The 18893-nt window shown below is 51.4% G+C and carries 16 protein-coding genes; 12 read left to right on the top strand and 4 right to left on the bottom strand.

Going from position 1 to position 18893, the window contains the following annotated elements; translation table 11 throughout:
- The first annotated feature begins 330 nt into the window (after window positions 1–330).
- The gene (nrdJ, locus tag M655_RS20965) at window positions 331–2592 is read left to right on the top strand and encodes a ribonucleoside-triphosphate reductase, adenosylcobalamin-dependent (RefSeq protein WP_007784801.1); all 2262 of its coding nucleotides are present in this window, start codon (window positions 331–333) and stop codon (window positions 2590–2592) included.
- 47 nt (window positions 2593–2639) lie between these two features.
- On the opposite strand, the gene M655_RS20960 is transcribed toward nrdJ, so the two are convergent.
- Both M655_RS20960 and M655_RS20955 read right to left on the bottom strand, forming a co-directional pair.
- Window positions 2640–3437 carry a GerAB/ArcD/ProY family transporter gene (locus M655_RS20960; RefSeq protein WP_005834772.1) on the bottom strand — a complete coding sequence of 266 codons (798 nt, stop codon included), beginning with the start codon at window positions 3435–3437 and terminating at the stop codon, window positions 2640–2642.
- A gap of 11 nt (window positions 3438–3448) precedes the next feature.
- Window positions 3449–3682: a hypothetical protein gene (locus M655_RS20955; RefSeq protein WP_005834770.1), complete on the bottom strand. Its 234-nt coding sequence runs from the start codon at window positions 3680–3682 to the stop codon at window positions 3449–3451.
- A 138-nt stretch (window positions 3683–3820) separates the two neighbouring features.
- Here M655_RS20955 and M655_RS20950 point away from each other — a divergent pair, with 138 nt between their 5' ends.
- Window positions 3821–4252, top strand: coding sequence for an acyl-CoA thioesterase (locus M655_RS20950; RefSeq protein ID WP_005834768.1), 432 nt, complete (start codon window positions 3821–3823; stop codon window positions 4250–4252).
- Between the two features lies 1 nt (window position 4253).
- Window positions 4254–4649, top strand: coding sequence for an FxsA family protein (locus tag M655_RS20945; protein ID WP_005834767.1), 396 nt, complete (start codon window positions 4254–4256; stop codon window positions 4647–4649).
- 68 nt (window positions 4650–4717) lie between these two features.
- Here M655_RS20945 and ytvI read toward each other — a convergent pair whose 3' ends face one another.
- A complete protein-coding gene (ytvI, locus tag M655_RS20940) occupies window positions 4718–5848 on the bottom strand; it encodes a sporulation integral membrane protein YtvI (RefSeq protein ID WP_005834766.1) in 1131 nt (376 codons plus the stop codon).
- Window positions 5849–6227: 379 nt separating this feature from the next.
- On the opposite strand from ytvI, the gene citZ reads away from it, so the two are divergent.
- The 5 genes from citZ (at window position 6228) to M655_RS20915 (ending at window position 12991) form a co-directional block, all read left to right on the top strand.
- The gene (gene citZ / locus M655_RS20935) at window positions 6228–7340 is read left to right on the top strand and encodes a citrate synthase (protein WP_005834764.1); all 1113 of its coding nucleotides are present in this window, start codon (window positions 6228–6230) and stop codon (window positions 7338–7340) included.
- Between the two features lie 135 nt (window positions 7341–7475).
- Window positions 7476–8759, top strand: coding sequence for an NADP-dependent isocitrate dehydrogenase (gene icd / locus M655_RS20930; RefSeq protein WP_005834761.1), 1284 nt, complete (start codon window positions 7476–7478; stop codon window positions 8757–8759).
- 52 nt (window positions 8760–8811) lie between these two features.
- Window positions 8812–9750: a malate dehydrogenase gene (gene mdh / locus M655_RS20925; RefSeq protein WP_005834759.1), complete on the top strand. Its 939-nt coding sequence runs from the start codon at window positions 8812–8814 to the stop codon at window positions 9748–9750.
- A 931-nt stretch (window positions 9751–10681) separates the two neighbouring features.
- A complete protein-coding gene (locus M655_RS20920; protein ID WP_023555147.1) occupies window positions 10682–11977 on the top strand; it encodes an IS110 family RNA-guided transposase in 1296 nt (431 codons plus the stop codon).
- Window positions 11978–12382: 405 nt separating this feature from the next.
- A complete protein-coding gene (locus M655_RS20915) occupies window positions 12383–12991 on the top strand; it encodes a hypothetical protein (RefSeq protein WP_005834756.1) in 609 nt (202 codons plus the stop codon).
- Window positions 12992–13072: 81 nt separating this feature from the next.
- On the opposite strand, the gene M655_RS20910 is transcribed toward M655_RS20915, so the two are convergent.
- Window positions 13073–13597 carry a hypothetical protein gene (locus tag M655_RS20910; RefSeq protein ID WP_005834754.1) on the bottom strand — a complete coding sequence of 175 codons (525 nt, stop codon included), beginning with the start codon at window positions 13595–13597 and terminating at the stop codon, window positions 13073–13075.
- 801 nt (window positions 13598–14398) lie between these two features.
- Here M655_RS20910 and M655_RS20905 point away from each other — a divergent pair.
- From M655_RS20905 to M655_RS20890, 4 genes are all read left to right on the top strand, one after another.
- Window positions 14399–15094 carry a response regulator transcription factor gene (locus M655_RS20905; RefSeq protein WP_005833838.1) on the top strand — a complete coding sequence of 232 codons (696 nt, stop codon included), beginning with the start codon at window positions 14399–14401 and terminating at the stop codon, window positions 15092–15094.
- An 18-nt stretch (window positions 15095–15112) separates the two neighbouring features.
- A complete protein-coding gene (gene pnpS / locus M655_RS20900) occupies window positions 15113–16876 on the top strand; it encodes a two-component system histidine kinase PnpS (RefSeq protein WP_007784790.1) in 1764 nt (587 codons plus the stop codon).
- A 93-nt stretch (window positions 16877–16969) separates the two neighbouring features.
- Window positions 16970–17626, top strand: coding sequence for a phosphate signaling complex protein PhoU (gene phoU / locus M655_RS20895; protein WP_005833842.1), 657 nt, complete (start codon window positions 16970–16972; stop codon window positions 17624–17626).
- Between the two features lie 177 nt (window positions 17627–17803).
- Window positions 17804–18892: a PRK06851 family protein gene (locus tag M655_RS20890; protein ID WP_005833844.1), complete on the top strand. Its 1089-nt coding sequence runs from the start codon at window positions 17804–17806 to the stop codon at window positions 18890–18892.
- Window position 18893: the final 1 nt, after the last annotated feature.

Here is an 18893-nt window from a genome sequence, read left to right as displayed (position 1 = left end):
TTTTTTTGCTAACGCTTTCCAAATAACGGCGCTTTTTAGGTGATGCAAACCAAGGGAGAATCTGATAAAATCGATCAGGTGTTCGTCTTGGTGGCTCTCGGCTTTTTACAGTTTGCGCGTGTTTTTTCCAGGAGAAAACGATGTCATCCGGCTCGCGAAAAGGGGAAAAACGGCTCCCTTCGTGCGGTTGTCGATGTCAAGCACTTTTTTCAGTGAAACACAATATGTAGTGTTGTCGAATTTTATTTCGCACAATATATAGGTGAAACTATTGAGTTTTTTTGACAAAGATAGTTAACTAGAGAGGAAAGAATCGAAGGAGGAACGTTCATGTTGGCAACCGAAACCGTATCCCGAACCGTTTTTTTGAGGGATGAATTTTTAGCACAATATCCAGATTTTCCTGTTCATATGAATCCTCTGGGACAATTTGTTTACTACCGGACTTATTCTCGCTTCCTCCCGGAGAAAGGCAGACGGGAAACGTGGAAAGAAACATGCCGCCGCTCGGTGGATTACAATATGAAGCTTGCGTACCAACATATGAAAAAGATCGGCTTGCAGCCGGATGAGCGGGCGATGGAGGCAGAAGCGGAAGGGCTGTTTGACAACATGTTCAACCTTCGCCAGTTTTTGTCCGGACGGACGCTGTGGGTAGGCGGCGCGGAGAACGGCGTTGCCGATTTGTACCCACTGGCTAACTTCAACTGCTCGTTTTTGAACATCAGGTCATGGGACGACCTGGGCGATTTGTTCTACCTGTTGCTCGTAGGAACGGGCGTAGGCTTTAAATGCACGAAGGAAATGGCAGCCGGACTTGGGCCGATCCGCACCAACGTCACCCTGCTTTCCTCCGAGTACAGACCGCTTCCGAAGCACCAGCGTCTGGAACGCTCCGAGCTGAATGTGCTGGACAACGGCTTTGCGAAAATTTACGTAGGGGACAGCAAGGAAGGCTGGGTCGAGTCGTTGCGCCTGTACTTGCAAATTCTCACGGATTCCGCCTACGAGCATATCCATACGGTCAAAATCTCCTACAACAGCGTGCGGCCAAAAGGGGAGCGGCTGAAGCGCTTTGGCGGAACAGCAAGCGGACACGAGCCGCTGCGCGAAATGTTTGAAGGAATCGACAAAGTGCTGAAAAACCAGATCGACCAGCATCTGGCCCCGATCGAAAGCGACGAAAAAGGGTACGGCAAAATTCGCCCCATACATATTCTCGACATCGGCAACCTCATCGGAGCAAACGTTGTGGTCGGGGGCGTGCGCCGCACCGCGGAAATTTTCCTGTTTGACCACGATGACTACGAGTGCATGCTGGCGAAATACGGCATCAACGGCTTCTGGACAGAGGAGCAGCTCGCCCACCATCGTCGTGTCGGAGAGCTTTTGGGAGAGCACAAGCCTGTCTGGTTTGACAGCATTCAAAAAGTGGGAGACGGGCGCTTCGGCCTGGATCACCGCCGCATGTCCAACAACTCGATTGCGTTCACCAAGCAGCCGACCAAAGAGTTTTTGCACCTTGTGTTCACGCTGATGCAACTGGAGGGCGAGCCAGGCTTTATCAACCTGGAAGAAGCGAATCGCCGCCGCCCGAATGCGGAAGGACTCAACCCTTGTGCGGAAATTTTGCTCGATTCGTACGGGGTCTGCAACTTGACGACAGTGAACCTGGTTCAGTTTGTCCGCGAGCGTGAGGACGGCTCGAAATATTTGGACCTGGACGGACTGTTGGACGCGCAGCGCAAATCTGCCCGCGCAGGATTGCGGATGACGCTCGTAACACTGGAGCTGCCGCACTGGGATACGGTCCAGCAGCGCGACCGCCTGCTCGGAACGTCGTTGACAGGCGTGAAGGATGCGCTCGCTTCTCTCGGCTATACCGAAGAGCAGGAGTTGGAGTTGCTGCGTCAACTGGGCGATGCTGCCCGCAGTGAAGCAGACCGCTACGCGTATGAGCTGCGCGTGAACTCGCCGCTGCTCGTGACGACCGTCAAGCCGGAAGGGACGTTGTCGCAGGTGGCCGGGGGCGTTTCCAGCGGCTTGCACTGGTCGCACTCGCCGTACTACATCCGCCGTATTCGCATCAACGCCCAGGACCCGCTGGCAAAGGCTGTACAAGCTCTCGGCTGGACCGTCCATCCCGAGGTGGGGACCCCTGGCGAAACGCACGAAGAGCGCATGGCAAATGCGCGTACGCTCGTGATCGACTTCCCGGTAGCATCCGGTGCGCAAGAGACGAAAAACGAAGTGAGCGCGAAACGCCAGTTCGACACGTACTTCCGTTTTCAAAAGGAATACACCGAGCACAACTCTTCCAATACGATTACCGTTCGCAAGGAAGAGTGGAGCGAAGTGGAAGAAATCGTCTACGCCAACTGGGACAATTTTGTCGGCGTGTCCTTCCTGCAACTGGATGGCGGAAACTATCAGCTTGCGCCGTATGAAGAGTGCACGAAAGAGCAATACGAGGCGCTGAAGCAATCGATGAAGCCGTTTGACCCGGCGATTTTGCAGCAATTCGAAACAGGCGGCGAGGCTGATCTGTCTACCGCAGAAGCGTGCGAAGGCGGCGCTTGCCCGATTCGTTAACACGCTGCTTCACATGAGGAACCAACATAGAGAAGAGGGAGAGACGGTCACGACGAGTCTCTCCCTCTTTTTTTGCGGATCAGGCCGACGATCAGGAGCAGCAGCGGGTAAAACAGCCCGAAAATCAGGCTGTAAGGCAACCAGGCGTCGACATCCCACTGGTTCATATACGCTGTATTCGGATAGACGATCAGGGAAAAGACGACGACGAGAAAAGCTTTGGGAAGGATGAGCGGCTTGTAGGTGCGGAGCCGAAATACTTGCACCATGCTGACAAACGACATGGTGCCTCTCATGATGCCGTTCCCGCTCGCTTCGAGAATCGGCTGTACGTTTTCAAACTCCATGGTCGAACAAAGAAAAAAGATCAGGGAGCAAAACAGCAACAGTAGCAACGGGGTAAACAGCTCGATGCATCGGGCGAAAGCCTCCAGTCCAAGCCGCATGGCGAGCATGACGACGAGCAAAAACAAAATGTGCAGCGCGATGATCGGAGTCTCTGGGAACATGTGCGTGATTAAAAAGTTTCCGATGTAAAACAGCACCTGCGAAGAGGCGAGCAGCATGGTGAAGAGGAAAAGCAGCGAGACTGCCCAGCCGAGCCATTTGCCGAGAACGCGTTCGTTGATTTCCAGCAAGTTTTGATTGGGATAGAGCAACCCGACAGCGATGTAGAGCCAGGCCAATCCATAGCCGACTACATTTCCCAGGATGGCGCAAATCCACGCGTCCTGCTTTGCATCCGCAGCCAATGTAGAAGGGGCGACCAAAATCGTGGTCCCGATGCAGAACAGGGCTGTAATTATCATCATTTGCCGATTCGAGATAGTGACGTTGGACAGCACCTGATGTCCTCCTAGTGGAACAATCTCTGCAAAAATTCCCCAAAGGGGCCAAGGACGGCGAGCACCCAATCGCCCGGATTGGGCATGGCGACCCCCAACACTTTGAGCACGCCTGCTGCTGCGGCGAGCAAAAGCAAAAGGGAAAACACGACAAGCTCCCGATAATAGCCCAGGTGAACCAGATGAGGGATTTCCCACCAGGCAATGATGATCGCTGTGACCAAGACAACGGTTGCTCCCCACATTCCTTTTTCCTACTTTCCTGATTGCGCCAGTTTATTCTTTTTCGAGTATTGACGTAATGAAAAATTGACATACCAGCCAGACCGCAAGACCAGTTTGTCTATGGTACAATATACGTATAGAGAAAGGGGCGATGATGAGTGAGTCCGATTATTCATGCCCATCGGCTGCGAGTGCGCTACGGCGAGACCGATCAGATGGGCGTGGTCTACCATACGAATTACTTGAACTGGTTTGAGGTAGGACGAACCGAATTGATCCGCAATGCGGGGCTTACCTACCGCGAGCTGGAGGAAAGAGGCGTGCTGCTGCCGGTCACGGACGCGTCGCTCTCCTACAAAAAGCCGGCCCGCTACGACGATGTGGTGGAAATCCAGACGCGGGTCAAGGAGCTGAGTGCCGTTCGACTAGCGTTTGCTTACGATATTATCCGCGTGTCGGACCAGGAGCTGCTCGTGTCGGGCGAGACGATACACGTTTTTACGAACGCAGAGCTGAAGCCGATTCGCTTGTCCAGAACAGAGCCGGAGGTTTACGCCTGGCTGGATGCCCAGTATAAAGGAGGGGAGTAGCATGCTGCGCTTTCTCATCATCCTGTTTGTCGTCGGATTCGGTTTGGAGCTGTGGGGGCTGATTACGGTCGGCTCGCTCATCGGCGGCTGGAACACGGTTTTGCTGGTGATCCTGACCGGGCTGCTCGGGGCTTGGCTGGCGAAGCAGCAAGGCGTCCAGGTGTTTCGCACGCTGCAGTTCCAGTTGGCACGGGGGCAGATGCCGACAGAGACGATTATTGACGGCGCGCTGATTCTGATCGGCGGCATTTTGCTGCTGTTGCCAGGCTTTGTCTCCGACGTGATCGGCCTGATTTTTCTCATTCCGTACACCCGCATGATTTTGCGCCACCTGCTGAAACAATGGCTGTGGTATTTGATCTCGTCGGGGCGCATCCAATTCTTTTTCCGCAGATAAAAGAGCAGTTGTCAAAAAGAACCGCTTCGAGCGACGGCCTCACGGCTAGCCCGAAAGCGGTTCTTTTGTTAGGTGCGTTTTCCCCGAATGTAGGTCCAGATGTCCACGAACACGTTGGCTTTGACCAGCGCGTTAATCAATACGAGCGAGACAGGGCCGATAATCAGCCCCAAAAAGCCGAACAGTTGCAGGCCGACGAACAGGGCGACCAGCGTGAGCAGCGGATCGAGACCGACGCTTTCCGCGACGACCTTTGGCTCGATGATCTGGCGGAAGATGAGAACGACCGCGTACAGGATGGACAGTCCGATGACCATCGTGTAGTTGCCTTTGAAAAACAGGTAGATGATCCACGGAACGAAGACGGTTCCCGTTCCGAGATACGGCAGCAGATCGACCAGGCCGGTAATCAGCCCGATCGTAATCGCGTATTCGACGCGCATGATGAGAAGGCCGACGATCACGATGGCGGCCGTCAGCGAGATGAGCGTCAACTGCGCCTTGAGAAAACCGAGCAAAGCGCCGCGCAGGTCGCGGAAAATCTGGTCCAGCCGGTTGTTGACGCCGCTTGGCAACAGGCGGCGGAAGCGCGCTTCCCAGAGGAAGAAGTCTTTGGAAATAAAGAACGCGCCCATGATGGAAATAACCGATACGGTAGCCATGTTCGGCAGGGAGACGAGCACGTTTTTCAGGCCGTCCAGGAAGCTGACAATCAGGTTTTGCCCGGCGTGGGTGATGGAAGTAATGCCGCTTCCGACCGTGTTGCTAATTTTGTCCTTGTAGTTCGGGTCAAGCTGGTCGTAAATCCATTGCACCTGGTTGTAGATGCCGAGCAAAAAGTCTTGCGAGATCGTCCGCTGCAAATACTCGGACAGCTCCTGGGCGAATCCCGGCAGGCGCTTGGCCAGCTCGCCGATCTCCACGACGGTTTCCGAGACGACCAATGTCGCCAGCCCGATGGCAAGCAGCATCAAGACGAGCAGGGCGAGAGTGACCGACAGCCAGCGCGGAATCTTGAACTTTTGCGTGACGAACGTGACCGGCTTGTGGATCAAAAGCGCGATGACTAAAGCAATTATAAATGGGTAAAGTAAGGGTGTTGCAAACTGAAACAGCCGAATTCCTACATAAACAAGCAGGCAAACCCAGAAAAAGCGAATGATCTGAAAGAGGCGCTCCACCCAGTTTTCCTGATTCAACAAAGGTCTCCTTTCTGCCATCGAACAGCACACAAATCCTTATGGAACTATTATGCAGCAAACCGGACAAATGGAGCAAGTTCGCGCAAAAAACAAAACCGGGTTTCATCCTTTGAAACATTTTTTCGCCAATCTTATTCACAAAATCGCAATAATCTTTTATAATTGGGTCGACTTATAGTGGATTCTTTTCACTCGCCTCTCCCCCTTGGCATGTTCTAAGGATTTGCGTGGATCTATTCCCTGACAAGAGTGGTGGATGAAAGAAACCGCTGCCATCAACTTCATATTTGCTGTGGATAAAGTCGTTTATCAGTCACAAGGACAAGCGAGGACTGGATAAGCGCTACTACTTGAGTGGAAAAGGAGAGGGAGTTCTATGACAACAACACGTGGACTAGAAGGCGTCGTTGCCGCTCAATCATCGATCTGTTCGATCGTCGATGGGGTTCTTTGCTATGGCGGGATCAACATCGATGAGTTAGCAGAACATGCAACTTTTGAAGAGGTTGTATATTTGCTCTGGCATGGAGCGTTACCGAAGCGTGATCAGCTAGACGCTTTGAAAAAACAATTGGGTGAAAATGCAACAGTGGCAAAAGAAGTGCTGGAGAGCATCCGCCACTACCCAAAAGGCGTACACCCAATGGCGGCGTTGCGCACAGCTGTCTCTTCGTTAGCGCTCTACGACCCAGAAGCGCAAGACATGTCTCCTGAAGCCAACTATCGCAAATCCATCCGTCTGATGGCTCAAACTCCTACCTTGATTGCCGCTTACGAGCGCATGCGCAAAGGTCTGGAGCCAGTTGCTCCTCGTGCAGATTTCACCATCGCCCAAAACTTCCTCTACATGCTGACTGGCGAAGAGCCGACAGAAACAGCAGTGAAAGCGTTTGACGTTGCGCTGGTTCTGCATGCTGACCATGAGTTCAATGCATCTACCTTCGCTGCTCGCGTAACCGTTGCGACCTTGACTGATATCTACTCCGGTATCGTCTCTGCCATCGGCACGCTCAAAGGCCCTCTGCACGGCGGCGCCAATGAAGCGGTTGCGAAAATGCTGGTGGAAATCGGCAGCCTCGACAACGTAGAATCGTACATCCGCGCCAAGCTGGACAACAAAGAGAAAATCATGGGCTTCGGACATCGCGTCTACAAAGATGGTGACCCGCGCGCGAAATGGCTGAAGCAAATGTCCCAAAAGCTGACCGCGCAAATCGGTCGTCCAGAGCTGTATGAAATGTCCGTGAAAATCGACGACATGATTTCCAAGGAAAAAGGACTGAAGCCAAACGTTGACTTCTACTCCGCTTCCGTGTACATCTCTCTCGGCCTGGAAACTGACCTGTTCACACCGATCTTCGCTATCAGCCGCATGTCCGGCTGGACGGCTCACATCATGGAACAGTATGAAAACAATCGCCTGATCCGTCCGCGCGCGGATTACACCGGTCCGGTCAACCAACACTACGTTCCGATTGACCGCCGCTAAACACTCGCTATTTTCGAGCGTGGAGGGCAACTGTTCCCTAAGCGCAAGCTTGAGAACTACCACAAGCAGTGGTAGTTCTCCTACGTCTGGAAATATTCATAATCACCTATTATCTTCACCACTGGAGGGATTCTTGTGTTCAAAAACCTTGCACAACCAACTGCCGGCGAAAAAATTACGGTTGATAACGGCAAACTGGTAGTTCCAAACAACCCGATCATTCCTTTCATCGAGGGCGACGGTACTGGCCCTGACATCTGGAAAGCTTCCGTTCGCGTACTGGATGCAGCGGTAGAAAAAGCATACAACGGCGAGAAAAAAATCGCTTGGTTCGAAGTATTCGCAGGAGAAAAATCGTTCAATCAATACAACGAGTGGCTGCCAGAAGATACATTGACAGCGATCCGCGAATACTTGATCGCCATCAAAGGTCCTCTGACTACACCAGTAGGCGGCGGTATCCGTTCCATCAACGTGGCGCTGCGCCAAGAGCTGGATCTGTACGCTTGCGTGCGTCCTGTTCAATACTTCGATGGCGTTCCATCCCCTGTGAAACATCCTGAATTGACAGATATGGTTATTTTCCGCGAGAACACAGAAGATATCTACGCTGGTGTTGAGTGGGCAGAAGGCACTCCGGAAGTGAAAAAAGTAATCGAATTCCTGCAAAAAGAAATGGGCGTGAAGAAAATCCGCTTCCCGGAAACTTCCGGTATCGGGATCAAGCCTGTTTCCAAAGACGGTACAGAGCGTCTGGTTCGCGCAGCGATCAACTACGCGATCGACAACAACCGCAAATCCGTTACCCTCGTACACAAAGGCAACATCATGAAGTTCACCGAAGGCGCGTTCAAAAGCTGGGGTTATGCAGTGGCTGAAGCGGAATTCGGCGACAAAGTGTTCACTTGGGCACAATACGACCGCATCAAGGCTGAAGGCGGCGACGCTGACAAAGCGCAAAAAGAAGCAGAAGCGGCTGGCAAAATCATCGTAAAAGACGTGATTGCGGACGCGTTCCTGCAACAAATCCTGACTCGTCCTGCCGAGTACGATGTAGTAGCAACCCTCAACCTGAACGGTGACTACATCTCCGACGCGCTGGCTGCACAAGTTGGCGGTATCGGTATCGCTCCAGGCGCAAACATCAACTACCTGACTGGCCATGCGATCTTCGAGGCAACTCACGGTACAGCGCCTAAATACGCTGGTCTGGACAAAGTGAACCCATCCTCCGTGATCCTGTCCGGAGAAATGATGCTGCGTCACCTGGGCTGGAACGAAGCGGCTGACCTGATTATCAACTCCATGGAAAAAACCATCTCCGCGAAAACCGTAACGTACGATTTCGCTCGCCTGATGGAAGGTGCAACCGAGCTGAAATGCTCCGAGTTTGCTGACGCGCTGATTCAAAACATGTAAGATAAAGATAGTTTGGCAACGATTACCTTACATTTTGGAGGGGAGTTAAGTCATGGCATTCAACCGTAAAAAAATCGCTGTTATCGGTAGTGGCTTCACTGGTGCAACCACAGCATTTATTTTGGGGCAAAAAGAACTGGGCGACGTCGTATTGGTTGATATTCCGCAACTGGAAAACCCAACAAAAGGGAAAGCGTTGGATATGATGGAGTCTTCTCCTGTACTGGGGTTTGACGCCAACATTACAGGCACAGCCAGCTACGAGGACATCAAAGGTGCCGATCTGGTCATCATCACCGCAGGGATTGCCCGCAAGCCTGGCATGTCCCGCGACGACCTGGTGAACACAAACGCAGCCATCATGAAGTCGGTGGCGGAGCAAGTGAAAACGTATGCGCCAAACTCGATCGTGCTCGTTCTTTCCAACCCTGTTGATGCGATGACTTATACCTTCTACAAAACGTCCGGCTTCCCGAAAGAGCGCGTAATCGGGCAATCCGGCGTGCTGGATACGGCGCGTTTCCGTACCTTCGTGGCAATGGAGCTGAACGTCTCTGTTGAAGACGTGACAGGCTTCGTGCTCGGCGGACACGGCGACGACATGGTTCCATTGGTGCGCTACTCGTACGCGGGCGGCATTCCGCTGGAAACATTGATCCCGAAAGATCGCCTCGATGCGATCGTCGAACGCACCCGCAAAGGCGGCGGCGAAATCGTCAACCTGCTCGGTAACGGTTCCGCCTATTACGCCCCGGCTGCCTCGCTGGTGCAGATGGCTGAAGCGATCATCAAGGACAAAAAACGTATCCTGCCATCCATTGCGCTTCTGCAAGGCGAGTACGGCTACCACGATCTCTACCTCGGTGTTCCGACCCTCCTGGGGGCAAACGGGATCGAGAAAGTGATCGAGCTGGAACTCACCGCAGAGGAAAAAGCAGCCCTCGACAAATCGGCTGATTCCGTGCGCAATGTCCTGGCTGTTTTGAAATAGCCGGGTCGAGATGAATAACCAAGACGCCTTTCTTCGCGAAAGGCGTCTTTTTTTGCGGGAACGTCCAGTGGAGGTGAAGCAAATGACGTCTTTGTCCGGTGGCGGGCGGGGCGAACTGCTCGGCCGAAGTAGTTGCGAGACGAATGAAGTGCAAGGCGCCTTTGGCTTGGGGGAGTTTTTTGCGTGTTTTCCTTTTGCTCCTCTGGCTCGGTAGGAATTCTTCTAAAACCTTGTGTTTTTTTTCGCTTCCTCTACGAGCTGTGAGGTTCGGTCAGGCGTTCTTTGGGAAAAGCCGAGTAGGTCGAAGCTGCAGTGGAGGGAGGAAACAGGAGAAAGCGCAGCAGGTGCTTGGGGCCTCTAGCGAGGGAGCGCAGACTGCCCGCCTGCGGGGAAAAAGGAAAACCGCGTCCAAAGTGGAGGATTCAGGGAAGCGGGTTCAAGGTGGACGCTTAAAAGCGTGTTTTCCCTTTTCCCCTCCGTCTCGGAAGGAGTCCCAAAGACCTTTGCGACTTTCTCCTGTTTTCTCTACGAGCTGAGGGGGGCGGTCAGGCGTTCATTCGGAAATGACAAGGTGCTCATAGCGTAGTGAGGAGGGGAGCTGGAGTTTATATTGAATTATATTGCTTATTATCAGGCCCAAAAGGAGTTGCACCTATACGACTCTTTTGAGGGGGGTATTTTCAAAGAGGTAACAAACTTATATAGGGAAAATGTTGAATTTTTTTTGAACAAGTCGATTTAATGATAATTTTATTACAAAAATGGAAGGATTTTATAATAATTTGTAGAATAATGTACTTGATGAAATTAAATAAATTAAGGAGCCATTCCTGTAATGAATGAATTTGGGGTTTGAATAAAAAAAGCACCTTCTGTAAACTGGGAAACGTTCCGTCCAAAGAACAATTACCCGTACAGGAGGTACTCCACAATGAAGTATAAGCAATCGAAAAAGCAGAATCAACGTATTCAACAAATTACCGAATTAACCCTTGTTGTCGGTGCAGATATTGCCAAGAAAACGCATGTTGCCAGAGCTGTCGATTTCCGCGGAATCGAGATTGGTAAGGACTGTGTGTTCGGCAATGACCATTCTGGCCTGACGAAACTCGTTTCGTGGATGAAGGAGCTTCAGCGGCAATACGCCAAGACGGATATCATCTTGGGCATTGAGCCAACCGGACACTACTGGTTTCCACTGGCCGAATTTCTGCATCGAGAAAACATCAAAGTCGTTATCGTGAATCCTCATCACGTCAATAAAAGCAAAGAACTTGAAGACAATTCACCGACGAAGAATGATTACAAGGATGCTAGGTTAATCGCTGATTTAGTTCGCAATGGCAAGTACAGCGAGCCCAAATTGCCTACGAGCGTTTATGCCGATCTTCGTATTCTCATGAACCTTCGAGAGAAGGTGATGGTGAACTTCGGTCAAGTCCAACGGCGTATCCAGAACTGGCTTGATCGCTTCTTTCCGGAGTACAGCCTTGTGTTTAAAGATTGGGAAGGAAAGGCCTCGCTCATCACGCTTCGTGAATTTCCGACGCCACAGGAGATTGTATCGCTTGGCGCGAGTACAATCGTGAACCGATGGAAGGAAGACGTGAAGCGAGCGGTTGGCTCCAAACGTGCAGCGCAACTCCTACAAGCTGCCACAAACTCAATTGGACTTACCGAAGGGCTGACGGCGGCGAAAATCGAGCTCAAGGCCTTACTGGAACAATATGAACTATTCTCAAGGCAACTTGAAGAAATCATGGCGCAAGTGGAAGCATTGCTTGCACAAATTCCAGGTACAAATGAAATGCTGACAGTACCAGGAATCGGCGTTGTTACGCTGGCGGGCTTCTTGGCTGAAGTTGGTGATCTTAGCGGTTATGACCATGGGCAGCAGATCATCCGTCTTGCTGGATTTAACCTCAAAGAGAACAGTTCCGGCAAGAAGAAGGGCAAGTCCACGATTACCAAGCGTGGACGATCCCGACTAAGAGCCTTGCTATTTCGGGCGATGATGCCGATGGTCGCCAAAAACGCCGAATTCAAGGCGTTGCACCATTACTTTACGAAGCGAAGTCATAATCCGCTCAAGAAGAAGCAGTCTATAGTGGCACTCTGCGGGAAGCTCATTCGCGTACTGTACACACTAGGCACGAAGTGCATTCCGTACAATGCGTCCGACGTATTAGGACCTGTACGCCAGTCCCAAATACAGATGGTAGCTTAAATTCAAACGATAATTCTCGTTTCTCACAAGAGCTTGGAAGTAAACCAATGACAACAGAAGCACGGAGCAGCCGCAGGATCTATTCCGTAAGGGCAACGACCCAGTAAAGGAGCAAGAAGCGGCGTCCACACCTTGAGAGGCAGAACGAAGGAATGTAAGGGCGAAGACCCAGCGTGACATGGGAGGGTAAGCCGTCAGGGGAATGGAGTGGATATCCAAATGTGCGGTCATACGATTTACCAATAGATTGGAAAAAAGATTCGAATCTTTATTCCCGCCACCGGCTCATCCAGAAAAATATTCCATAATTACATGCTTCGCCCACTTCTCTGGAATGTTGATGGTTGAAAATCTAAGAATGAGTGAGCAAACGCGAGAAAACATTAATTTATAGTGGGAGGAAACATGAAAAAGCCATTTCTTGTTGTATTAACGATGTTTTTAGTCGTATTGAGCCTTGGTAATCTTGTTGCTTCTGCCAAAGGCAACAATGCAACAGTAGAAACAGGGGAGGTTGTTGTTGAAGACCTTACCTACGAGGAAGCAATGCAACGTATTGCAAAATATAGCGGTAGGTCGTTAGAGGAAGTAAAAAAAGAACAACCTAAAACACAAAAGAGCTTAAAAGCTTTAAGTGCAACATGCTCATACAGTGAAGTGTCTCAGCGATTATCAGTTTCAGGAACATATAAACCAAGATTTATTGCTATTGTAAATAAGTGCAGAGACGGTAGTTTCGGTTGGGTTTCTGACATTAGATATGCCGGATTAGATAGGTATCACGGGGTGAGCAAGCAATTTTCAGGTGATGTACAAGCGTGGGTAAAAAATAATCAACAAGGTATTGAGTATCTTGTAAACGGTGATTTTTATGATAATGGATCAACTACTCTAAATTTTCAAACCGGCATAGACACCCCGGTATTTAAAGCTACTTTTAGTGTTGCAAATGCATCAAATCATTACCGATACTTCTATAGCGGATATCAGTATCTCTCTGTTACTGGGAATTAAATAACTGCATACATTCAAAGGGGCAATCTTCAAGTCAAGAGAATGACCAGAGAGCCCCTTTTTGCTGTTCGGAGAAATTGTTTAGTTCGTTTTCTTTGAGATGAATTCGTTTGAAATTGTCTTAAAAATATTGGTGTACATTAGTTTGAGATTTTTTTCTGTCTTTTCATCATTTTCCAGGCCATATTCAAATATTTTATATTGCCCGTCTTCATTGATAAATCCAGTTGCAAACATACCGGAGCTCGTTGAGGGAGCAGTAGAATATGTTAGACTTTCTTCTATGAACGGGTAATATGATTTGGTTGATCCGATAAAGAAAACAGGGTATTTCAGACTTTTATAAAGCCTGGCAAATTGAGGTTTGGAAGCTTCCTCTAGGCACTCTGGCATGATAAATAATGCGTGAAACTCTGTATCCGATGCATTAATTAGTGATTCAAGAGTTGTTTCGATGAAATCAATATTTTCGTTGACCACAGGAGGCTGCCCGATCACTCCAATTTTTAGATTCTGCTCGTTATTGCCTGCAAAGGAGTTATCATTTACACATCCGGCAGTAAGCAACAGGCAGGCTAAAATGATATGTAAAAATATACTTCTCAATTAATCAACTCCCCGGCCTTTGAATTTTACATATAATACCATAATTTTCTTATATGGTCAAATCTTCATTATTAGGGGTGTACAAACATTTGGCTGTTATAATCTTTTAAGCCCGGGCTCTGCAACTACCTCTATGGGTTGCCCCGAAAGGCTTGTAAGATTTTTAAAACTCCCATCAACATCATTAGCCCCTGACGAGGAAAGAGGAGGAATACGCGAAAGCTCTTTGGGATCCCGACCGAGGTGGAAGGGAAAAAACGAAACACGCTTTTAAGCGTCCACTCTGAGACCCATCCTGAATAAACCACTTTGGACGCGGTTTCATTTTTTCCCTGGAACCGGGCAGTAGTGCTTCCAGCGGGGATCCCAAGAAGCTCCAGCGATTTCTCCTCTTTCCTCGCCGCCACGAAAGCTACGATCAAGGGGCTTTCAAAAAACACACCGGGACGAACCGAAGCTAAAGCTGCGATCAAGGGCTTTCAAAATTACCGGGACGAGCCGAAGCCAAAGCTACGAGCAAAAGGCCCTACGACCAAGGGGCCTTTCAAAACACCCCCCGAAGCCTAACATCCCCTTCCTGATGCCCACCCCTCATTCGAGGCATACTACTCCAAAGAACCAACGGAACGCCCAAGCCACACCCACCACAGCCAGCCTCCAAACACTTTTACAAAAAAATTACTTGTCTTCCGGTTTCAGCATTGGCAGACTGAGAGGTGTAGAGAGAAGAAACAAACCAGAGGACGAAGGTCTGAAAACAATTAATCTGCAGCATCGCATTGGTAGGGGGAAACGGATAAAATGATTAAGGTTTTGGTAGTGGATGACGAAGCTTCCATCGTGAAGCTGCTGCAATTCAATCTGGAAAAATCGGGTTTCCAGGTAGTGACCGCCTTTGACGGCAGACAGGCGCTCGACATGGTGAAAAGCGAGCAGCCCGATTTCATCATTCTCGACTTGATGCTGCCCAAAATGGACGGCATGGACGTCTGTAAAACATTGCGCCAGGAGCGCATTAACACGCCAATCCTCATGTTGACCGCAAAAGACGATGAGCTGGATAAAATATTAGGTCTGGAGCTGGGCGCTGACGACTATTTGACCAAGCCGTTCAGCCCGCGCGAAGTAATCGCCCGCGTAAAAGCCATTCTCCGCCGCATTCAGGCAACCCCGGAAGCGGCGGTTGCGCCGGAAGATGTCGTGCTCCAGTTTGGCGACATCCGCATCTACCCGGAAAAATACGAAGTCTTTTGCAAAGATACAAAGGTAGAGCTGACTCCAAAAGAATTCGAACTGCTCAACTACCTCGCCAGCCACCAGGGGCGCGTGCTCACCCGCGACCAACTGCTGAACGCCGTCTGGAACTACGACTTTATCGGGGACTCCCGGATCGTGGACGTGCATGTCAGCCACCTGCGGGAAAAGCTGGAGGAAGACACGAAAAACCCGCGCTACATCAAAACCGTTCGCGGCTTGGGATACAAACTGGAAGGATAACAAACGGGAGGCACGACCTTGACTCGCTTTCGTATCAAACTCACCTTCACCATTCTGGGATTAATCTCATTGGTCCTCCTGTTGATGGGGATGTACTTTGCGAAGGTATTGGAAAATTCCTACCTGCAATCGCTGCATGAGCTTTTGTCCCGCGAGTCCAAGCTGGTTGCCCAGGCTGTCCGCTTCCCGACCGTTTTTGACAATCAGGAGATGCTCGCGGATCGCGTCCTCCAGGTGGCGCCATCCGACGAAGTCCGCCTGACCATCATCAACCTGGAAGGCGAGGTGCTGTACGACAACTCCTCCCATGCCGATGAGATGGAGAACCACCACGACAGGCCGGAAATGCTCGCGGCGCTCAATGGAGAGACCGGCATTTCCCGCCGCTTTAGCGAGACGCTGGGCTATGACATGATGTACGTAGCCGTGCCCGTCGAGCAGGGGACGAACATCGTCGGTGCCGTCCGCTCGGCCATGTCGATGAAAGACATTACGGACACGATCCACAACATGTGGTACAGCCTGCTGACAGGCTTGCTGGTGACGCTTGTCGTCGGCTCGATTGTGGTGTCGCGCATCTCCTTTTCGATTATTCGTCCCATCGAGGAAATTACGCGAGTCGCCCGCAACATTACCCAGCGCCAGTACGAGAGCCGGGTACGGATCAAGGCCAAGGACGAGATCGGCCAGCTCGCCGGCGCCATCAATTTCATGGCGTCCAGCCTGGAACAGCAAATGTACGAAATCTCCGAGAACCAGCAGCGGCTCGCCGGGGTGCTGACCAACATGACGAGCGGGGTCATTTTCATCTCGGAGCAGCGCAGAATCATGCTCGTCAACCCCGCCGTGGAAAAGCTGCTCGGAACAGCCGGACACGAGCTGGTAGGCAAGCTGCACATCGAGGCAGGCAAAAGCTTTGGCCTGTCCCAATACATTGACAGATGCCTGGACAAAAGCGAGAAGTTCCGGCAGGAGATCCACATTTACTATCCGCAGGAGCGCGTGCTCGACGTCAATTTTGCCCCGTACATCAATTTTAAAGGGGAATCGCGAGGCGTCGTCGTCGTGCTGCACGACATCACCGACATTCGCCGCCTGGAAAAGATGCGCAGCGACTTTGTCGCCAACGTCTCGCACGAGCTGCGGACGCCGATTACTTCCATCAAAGGGTTTACAGAGACGCTTTTGGAAGGGGCGATGCAGGACGAGGAAACGTGCCGCAATTTCCTGCAAATTATTTCGGATGAGAGCGAACGGCTGTACCGGATGATCCGCGACATTTTGGACTTGTCCAAAATCGAACAGAAGCGGATTCCCCTGCATCTCAGCCGCGTGCATGTGCAGGAGCTGATCCGCTCGGCAGCGGCGATCATGCACGACCAGGCGCAGAGAAAGCAGTTGAAGGTGACGCTGCCGGACAGCCAGCCGGACATTTGGTTGATGACAGACAAAGATTGTCTCCAGCAAATCGTCCTGAACCTTTTGACCAACGCGATCGCCTACACTCCGGAAGGCGGAGAGATCACGATCAGGACAGAAGCAGACGACGAACACGTGACGATTCAGGTTTCCGATACGGGCATAGGTATCCCGGAAAAAGACCTCACGCGCATTTTCGAGCGCTTTTACCGTGTCGACAAGGCGCGCAGCCGCGACTCCGGCGGAACGGGGCTGGGCCTTGCGATTGTCAAACACCTCGTCGACAACTTGCACGGCCAGATCGGGGTAGAGAGTGTGGAAGGAAAAGGCACCACCTTTACCGTCACTTTGCCGCTCGGCTGAAATATTTACACAAACAAAATAGTAGCTTTACCCGTGCAATACAATCCCCTTGTACTATTTGTCGTGTCAGACAAATGAAGGGGGACGAGGAACATGTCGCGGCACGCTTTCGAAGAGCAGTTGGACGTATTGCATCGCAAGCTCATGTCCATGGGCACATTGGTGGAAGAAGCCATTCATAAATCGATTAAAAGTTTGGTGGAGCGGGATGTTCAGCTTGCAGAGCAGGTCATTGCCGCCGATCCGGTCATCAACGAGCTGGAGCAGGAGATACAGAGCGAATGCTTCCGCCTGATCGCTTTGCAGCAGCCGGTAGGGAGTGACCTGCGCCGTCTGGGAACGATGCTGAAGCTGGTGACGGACCTGGAGCGGATGGGCGATCATGCGGTCTCCATCGCCAAAACGACACGCCGCCTGATGGCTGAACCGTATATCAAGCCGCTGATTGACATCCCGTTGATGGCCGATCATGTAAAAGCGATGGTGCGAGATTGCCTGAATGCCTATATCGCCCGCAACAAGGAAGCGGCAGAAGAGATCGCCGCTCGCGACGATATCGTCGACAAGCTGTTTGCAACGATTTTCCGTGACTTGATCGAAGTCATGACCAAAAACGGCAGCGCGATTTCCCAAGGGACGCATCTTTTGCTGGTGGCGCAATATTTGGAGCGGATTGCCGATCACGTCACGAATATTTGCGAATGGATCATCTACATGTCCACAGGCAAAATGACCGACCTGAACAAATAAGCCCGGGCGAGAACGTCTTGCCGGAGCAAAAAGCCACAAACGCCAAAAAGCCGCTGCGAGCCGTCTCAAGCTTGCAGCGGCTTTTTCCGCTCATGACAGACGCCTATTTCCTTCTGGCTGCATACAATACAACGATTCAACCCCATTATCAGCAAAAGAAGTACGGGAGGGAATGGCATGGCAAAACAAGTACGCCACATATACGCCGCAGGCAACACGGCGCGAGGATACAAAACGTTTTACGATTCGGTCCTGCAAGGGCTGGAGCGCGTCTACATCCTGTCAGGAGTCGTGGAGGGAGTCACGTCCCCGCTCATCGAAGCCATCGGCAAGGAGATGTCGCGCAAGACGAATCAGGTGGAGTGGATTCACTCTCCGTTTGTGAACGGGCAATACGACGGCGTTGTTTTTCACGAGTGGAGGGTCGCCATTATGGACGGCAGCTATCCTCGCATCTGGCGACCTGCTGCGCCCGGTGTGACGGAAATCCAGGTCAATTTGCAAACGGCGGTCGGCATCGAACAACTGGCCCCTTACAAAAAACAAATCGCGGCGTGGTACGAGGAGATTTTTGCCAAGAGCGAAGCCGCTTATCAGTCGTTCGGGGAAGCGCTGCGCATTCACGATGAATGGGAAGCGCCGTACATTGAAAACTTGAACCGCGAGGAAGCCAACCGCGTTACGGAAGAAGTAATCGCGCTGTTTTTTGGAGAGGAAAAGCTTGGCAAAAAGGCACGGGTGCGCAGAATGTACCTGGGGGCCGCCACGCCGCATGGGCCTGTCGATCACATCATGAAGCTGACAGACTCGTTGCAGAAGCGCTACTTCATCAAAGGAAGACCGGGATCAGGCAAGTCGACCATGCTGAAAAAGTTGGTAGTCGAAGCGGAAAACCGCGGCTACGACGTGGAGGTGTACCATTGCGGGCTGGACCCGCACAGCCTGGATATGGTGATCGTGCCGGAAAAAGGGCTGGCTATTTTCGACAGCACCGCCCCGCACGAATACTTCCCCAGCAAGGAGACAGACGAAGTCATCGACATGTACACGCGGGCCATCGCTCCTGGCACCGACGAGAAGTACCAGGAGGAGCTTGCCGACATCAAGGCTCGCTACACGCAAAAAATCAAGGAAGCTACGGCGTCCTTGCTCGCTGCCAAAGAACTGCGCGATCAATTGAACAATCTGTACAGCGAGGCTGCGGACCAGTCCAGGCTCAAAGCGGTCGCCCAGGCGATCATGAGCAGACTGGCGCGGATGGGATAAA

This window comes from Brevibacillus sp. NSP2.1 (assembly GCF_000470975.2).
Lineage (GTDB): Bacteria > Bacillota > Bacilli > Brevibacillales > Brevibacillaceae > Brevibacillus > Brevibacillus agri.
Note: the sequence above shows the minus strand (reverse complement) of the source record. Positions and strands in the feature narration are given on the sequence as shown.

Coding starts and splice junctions, on each gene's coding strand:
- nrdJ (WP_007784801.1), top strand. CDS start 331: ATGTTGGCAACCGAAACCGTATCCCGAACCGTTTTTTTGAGGGATGAA.
- M655_RS20955 (WP_005834770.1), bottom strand. CDS start 3,682: ATGTGGGGAGCAACCGTTGTCTTGGTCACAGCGATCATCATTGCCTGG.
- M655_RS20945 (WP_005834767.1), top strand. CDS start 4,254: ATGCTGCGCTTTCTCATCATCCTGTTTGTCGTCGGATTCGGTTTGGAG.
- citZ (WP_005834764.1), top strand. CDS start 6,228: ATGACAACAACACGTGGACTAGAAGGCGTCGTTGCCGCTCAATCATCG.
- mdh (WP_005834759.1), top strand. CDS start 8,812: ATGGCATTCAACCGTAAAAAAATCGCTGTTATCGGTAGTGGCTTCACT.
- M655_RS20920 (WP_023555147.1), top strand. CDS start 10,682: ATGAAGTATAAGCAATCGAAAAAGCAGAATCAACGTATTCAACAAATT.
- M655_RS20915 (WP_005834756.1), top strand. CDS start 12,383: ATGAAAAAGCCATTTCTTGTTGTATTAACGATGTTTTTAGTCGTATTG.
- M655_RS20905 (WP_005833838.1), top strand. CDS start 14,399: ATGATTAAGGTTTTGGTAGTGGATGACGAAGCTTCCATCGTGAAGCTG.
- phoU (WP_005833842.1), top strand. CDS start 16,970: ATGTCGCGGCACGCTTTCGAAGAGCAGTTGGACGTATTGCATCGCAAG.
- M655_RS20890 (WP_005833844.1), top strand. CDS start 17,804: ATGGCAAAACAAGTACGCCACATATACGCCGCAGGCAACACGGCGCGA.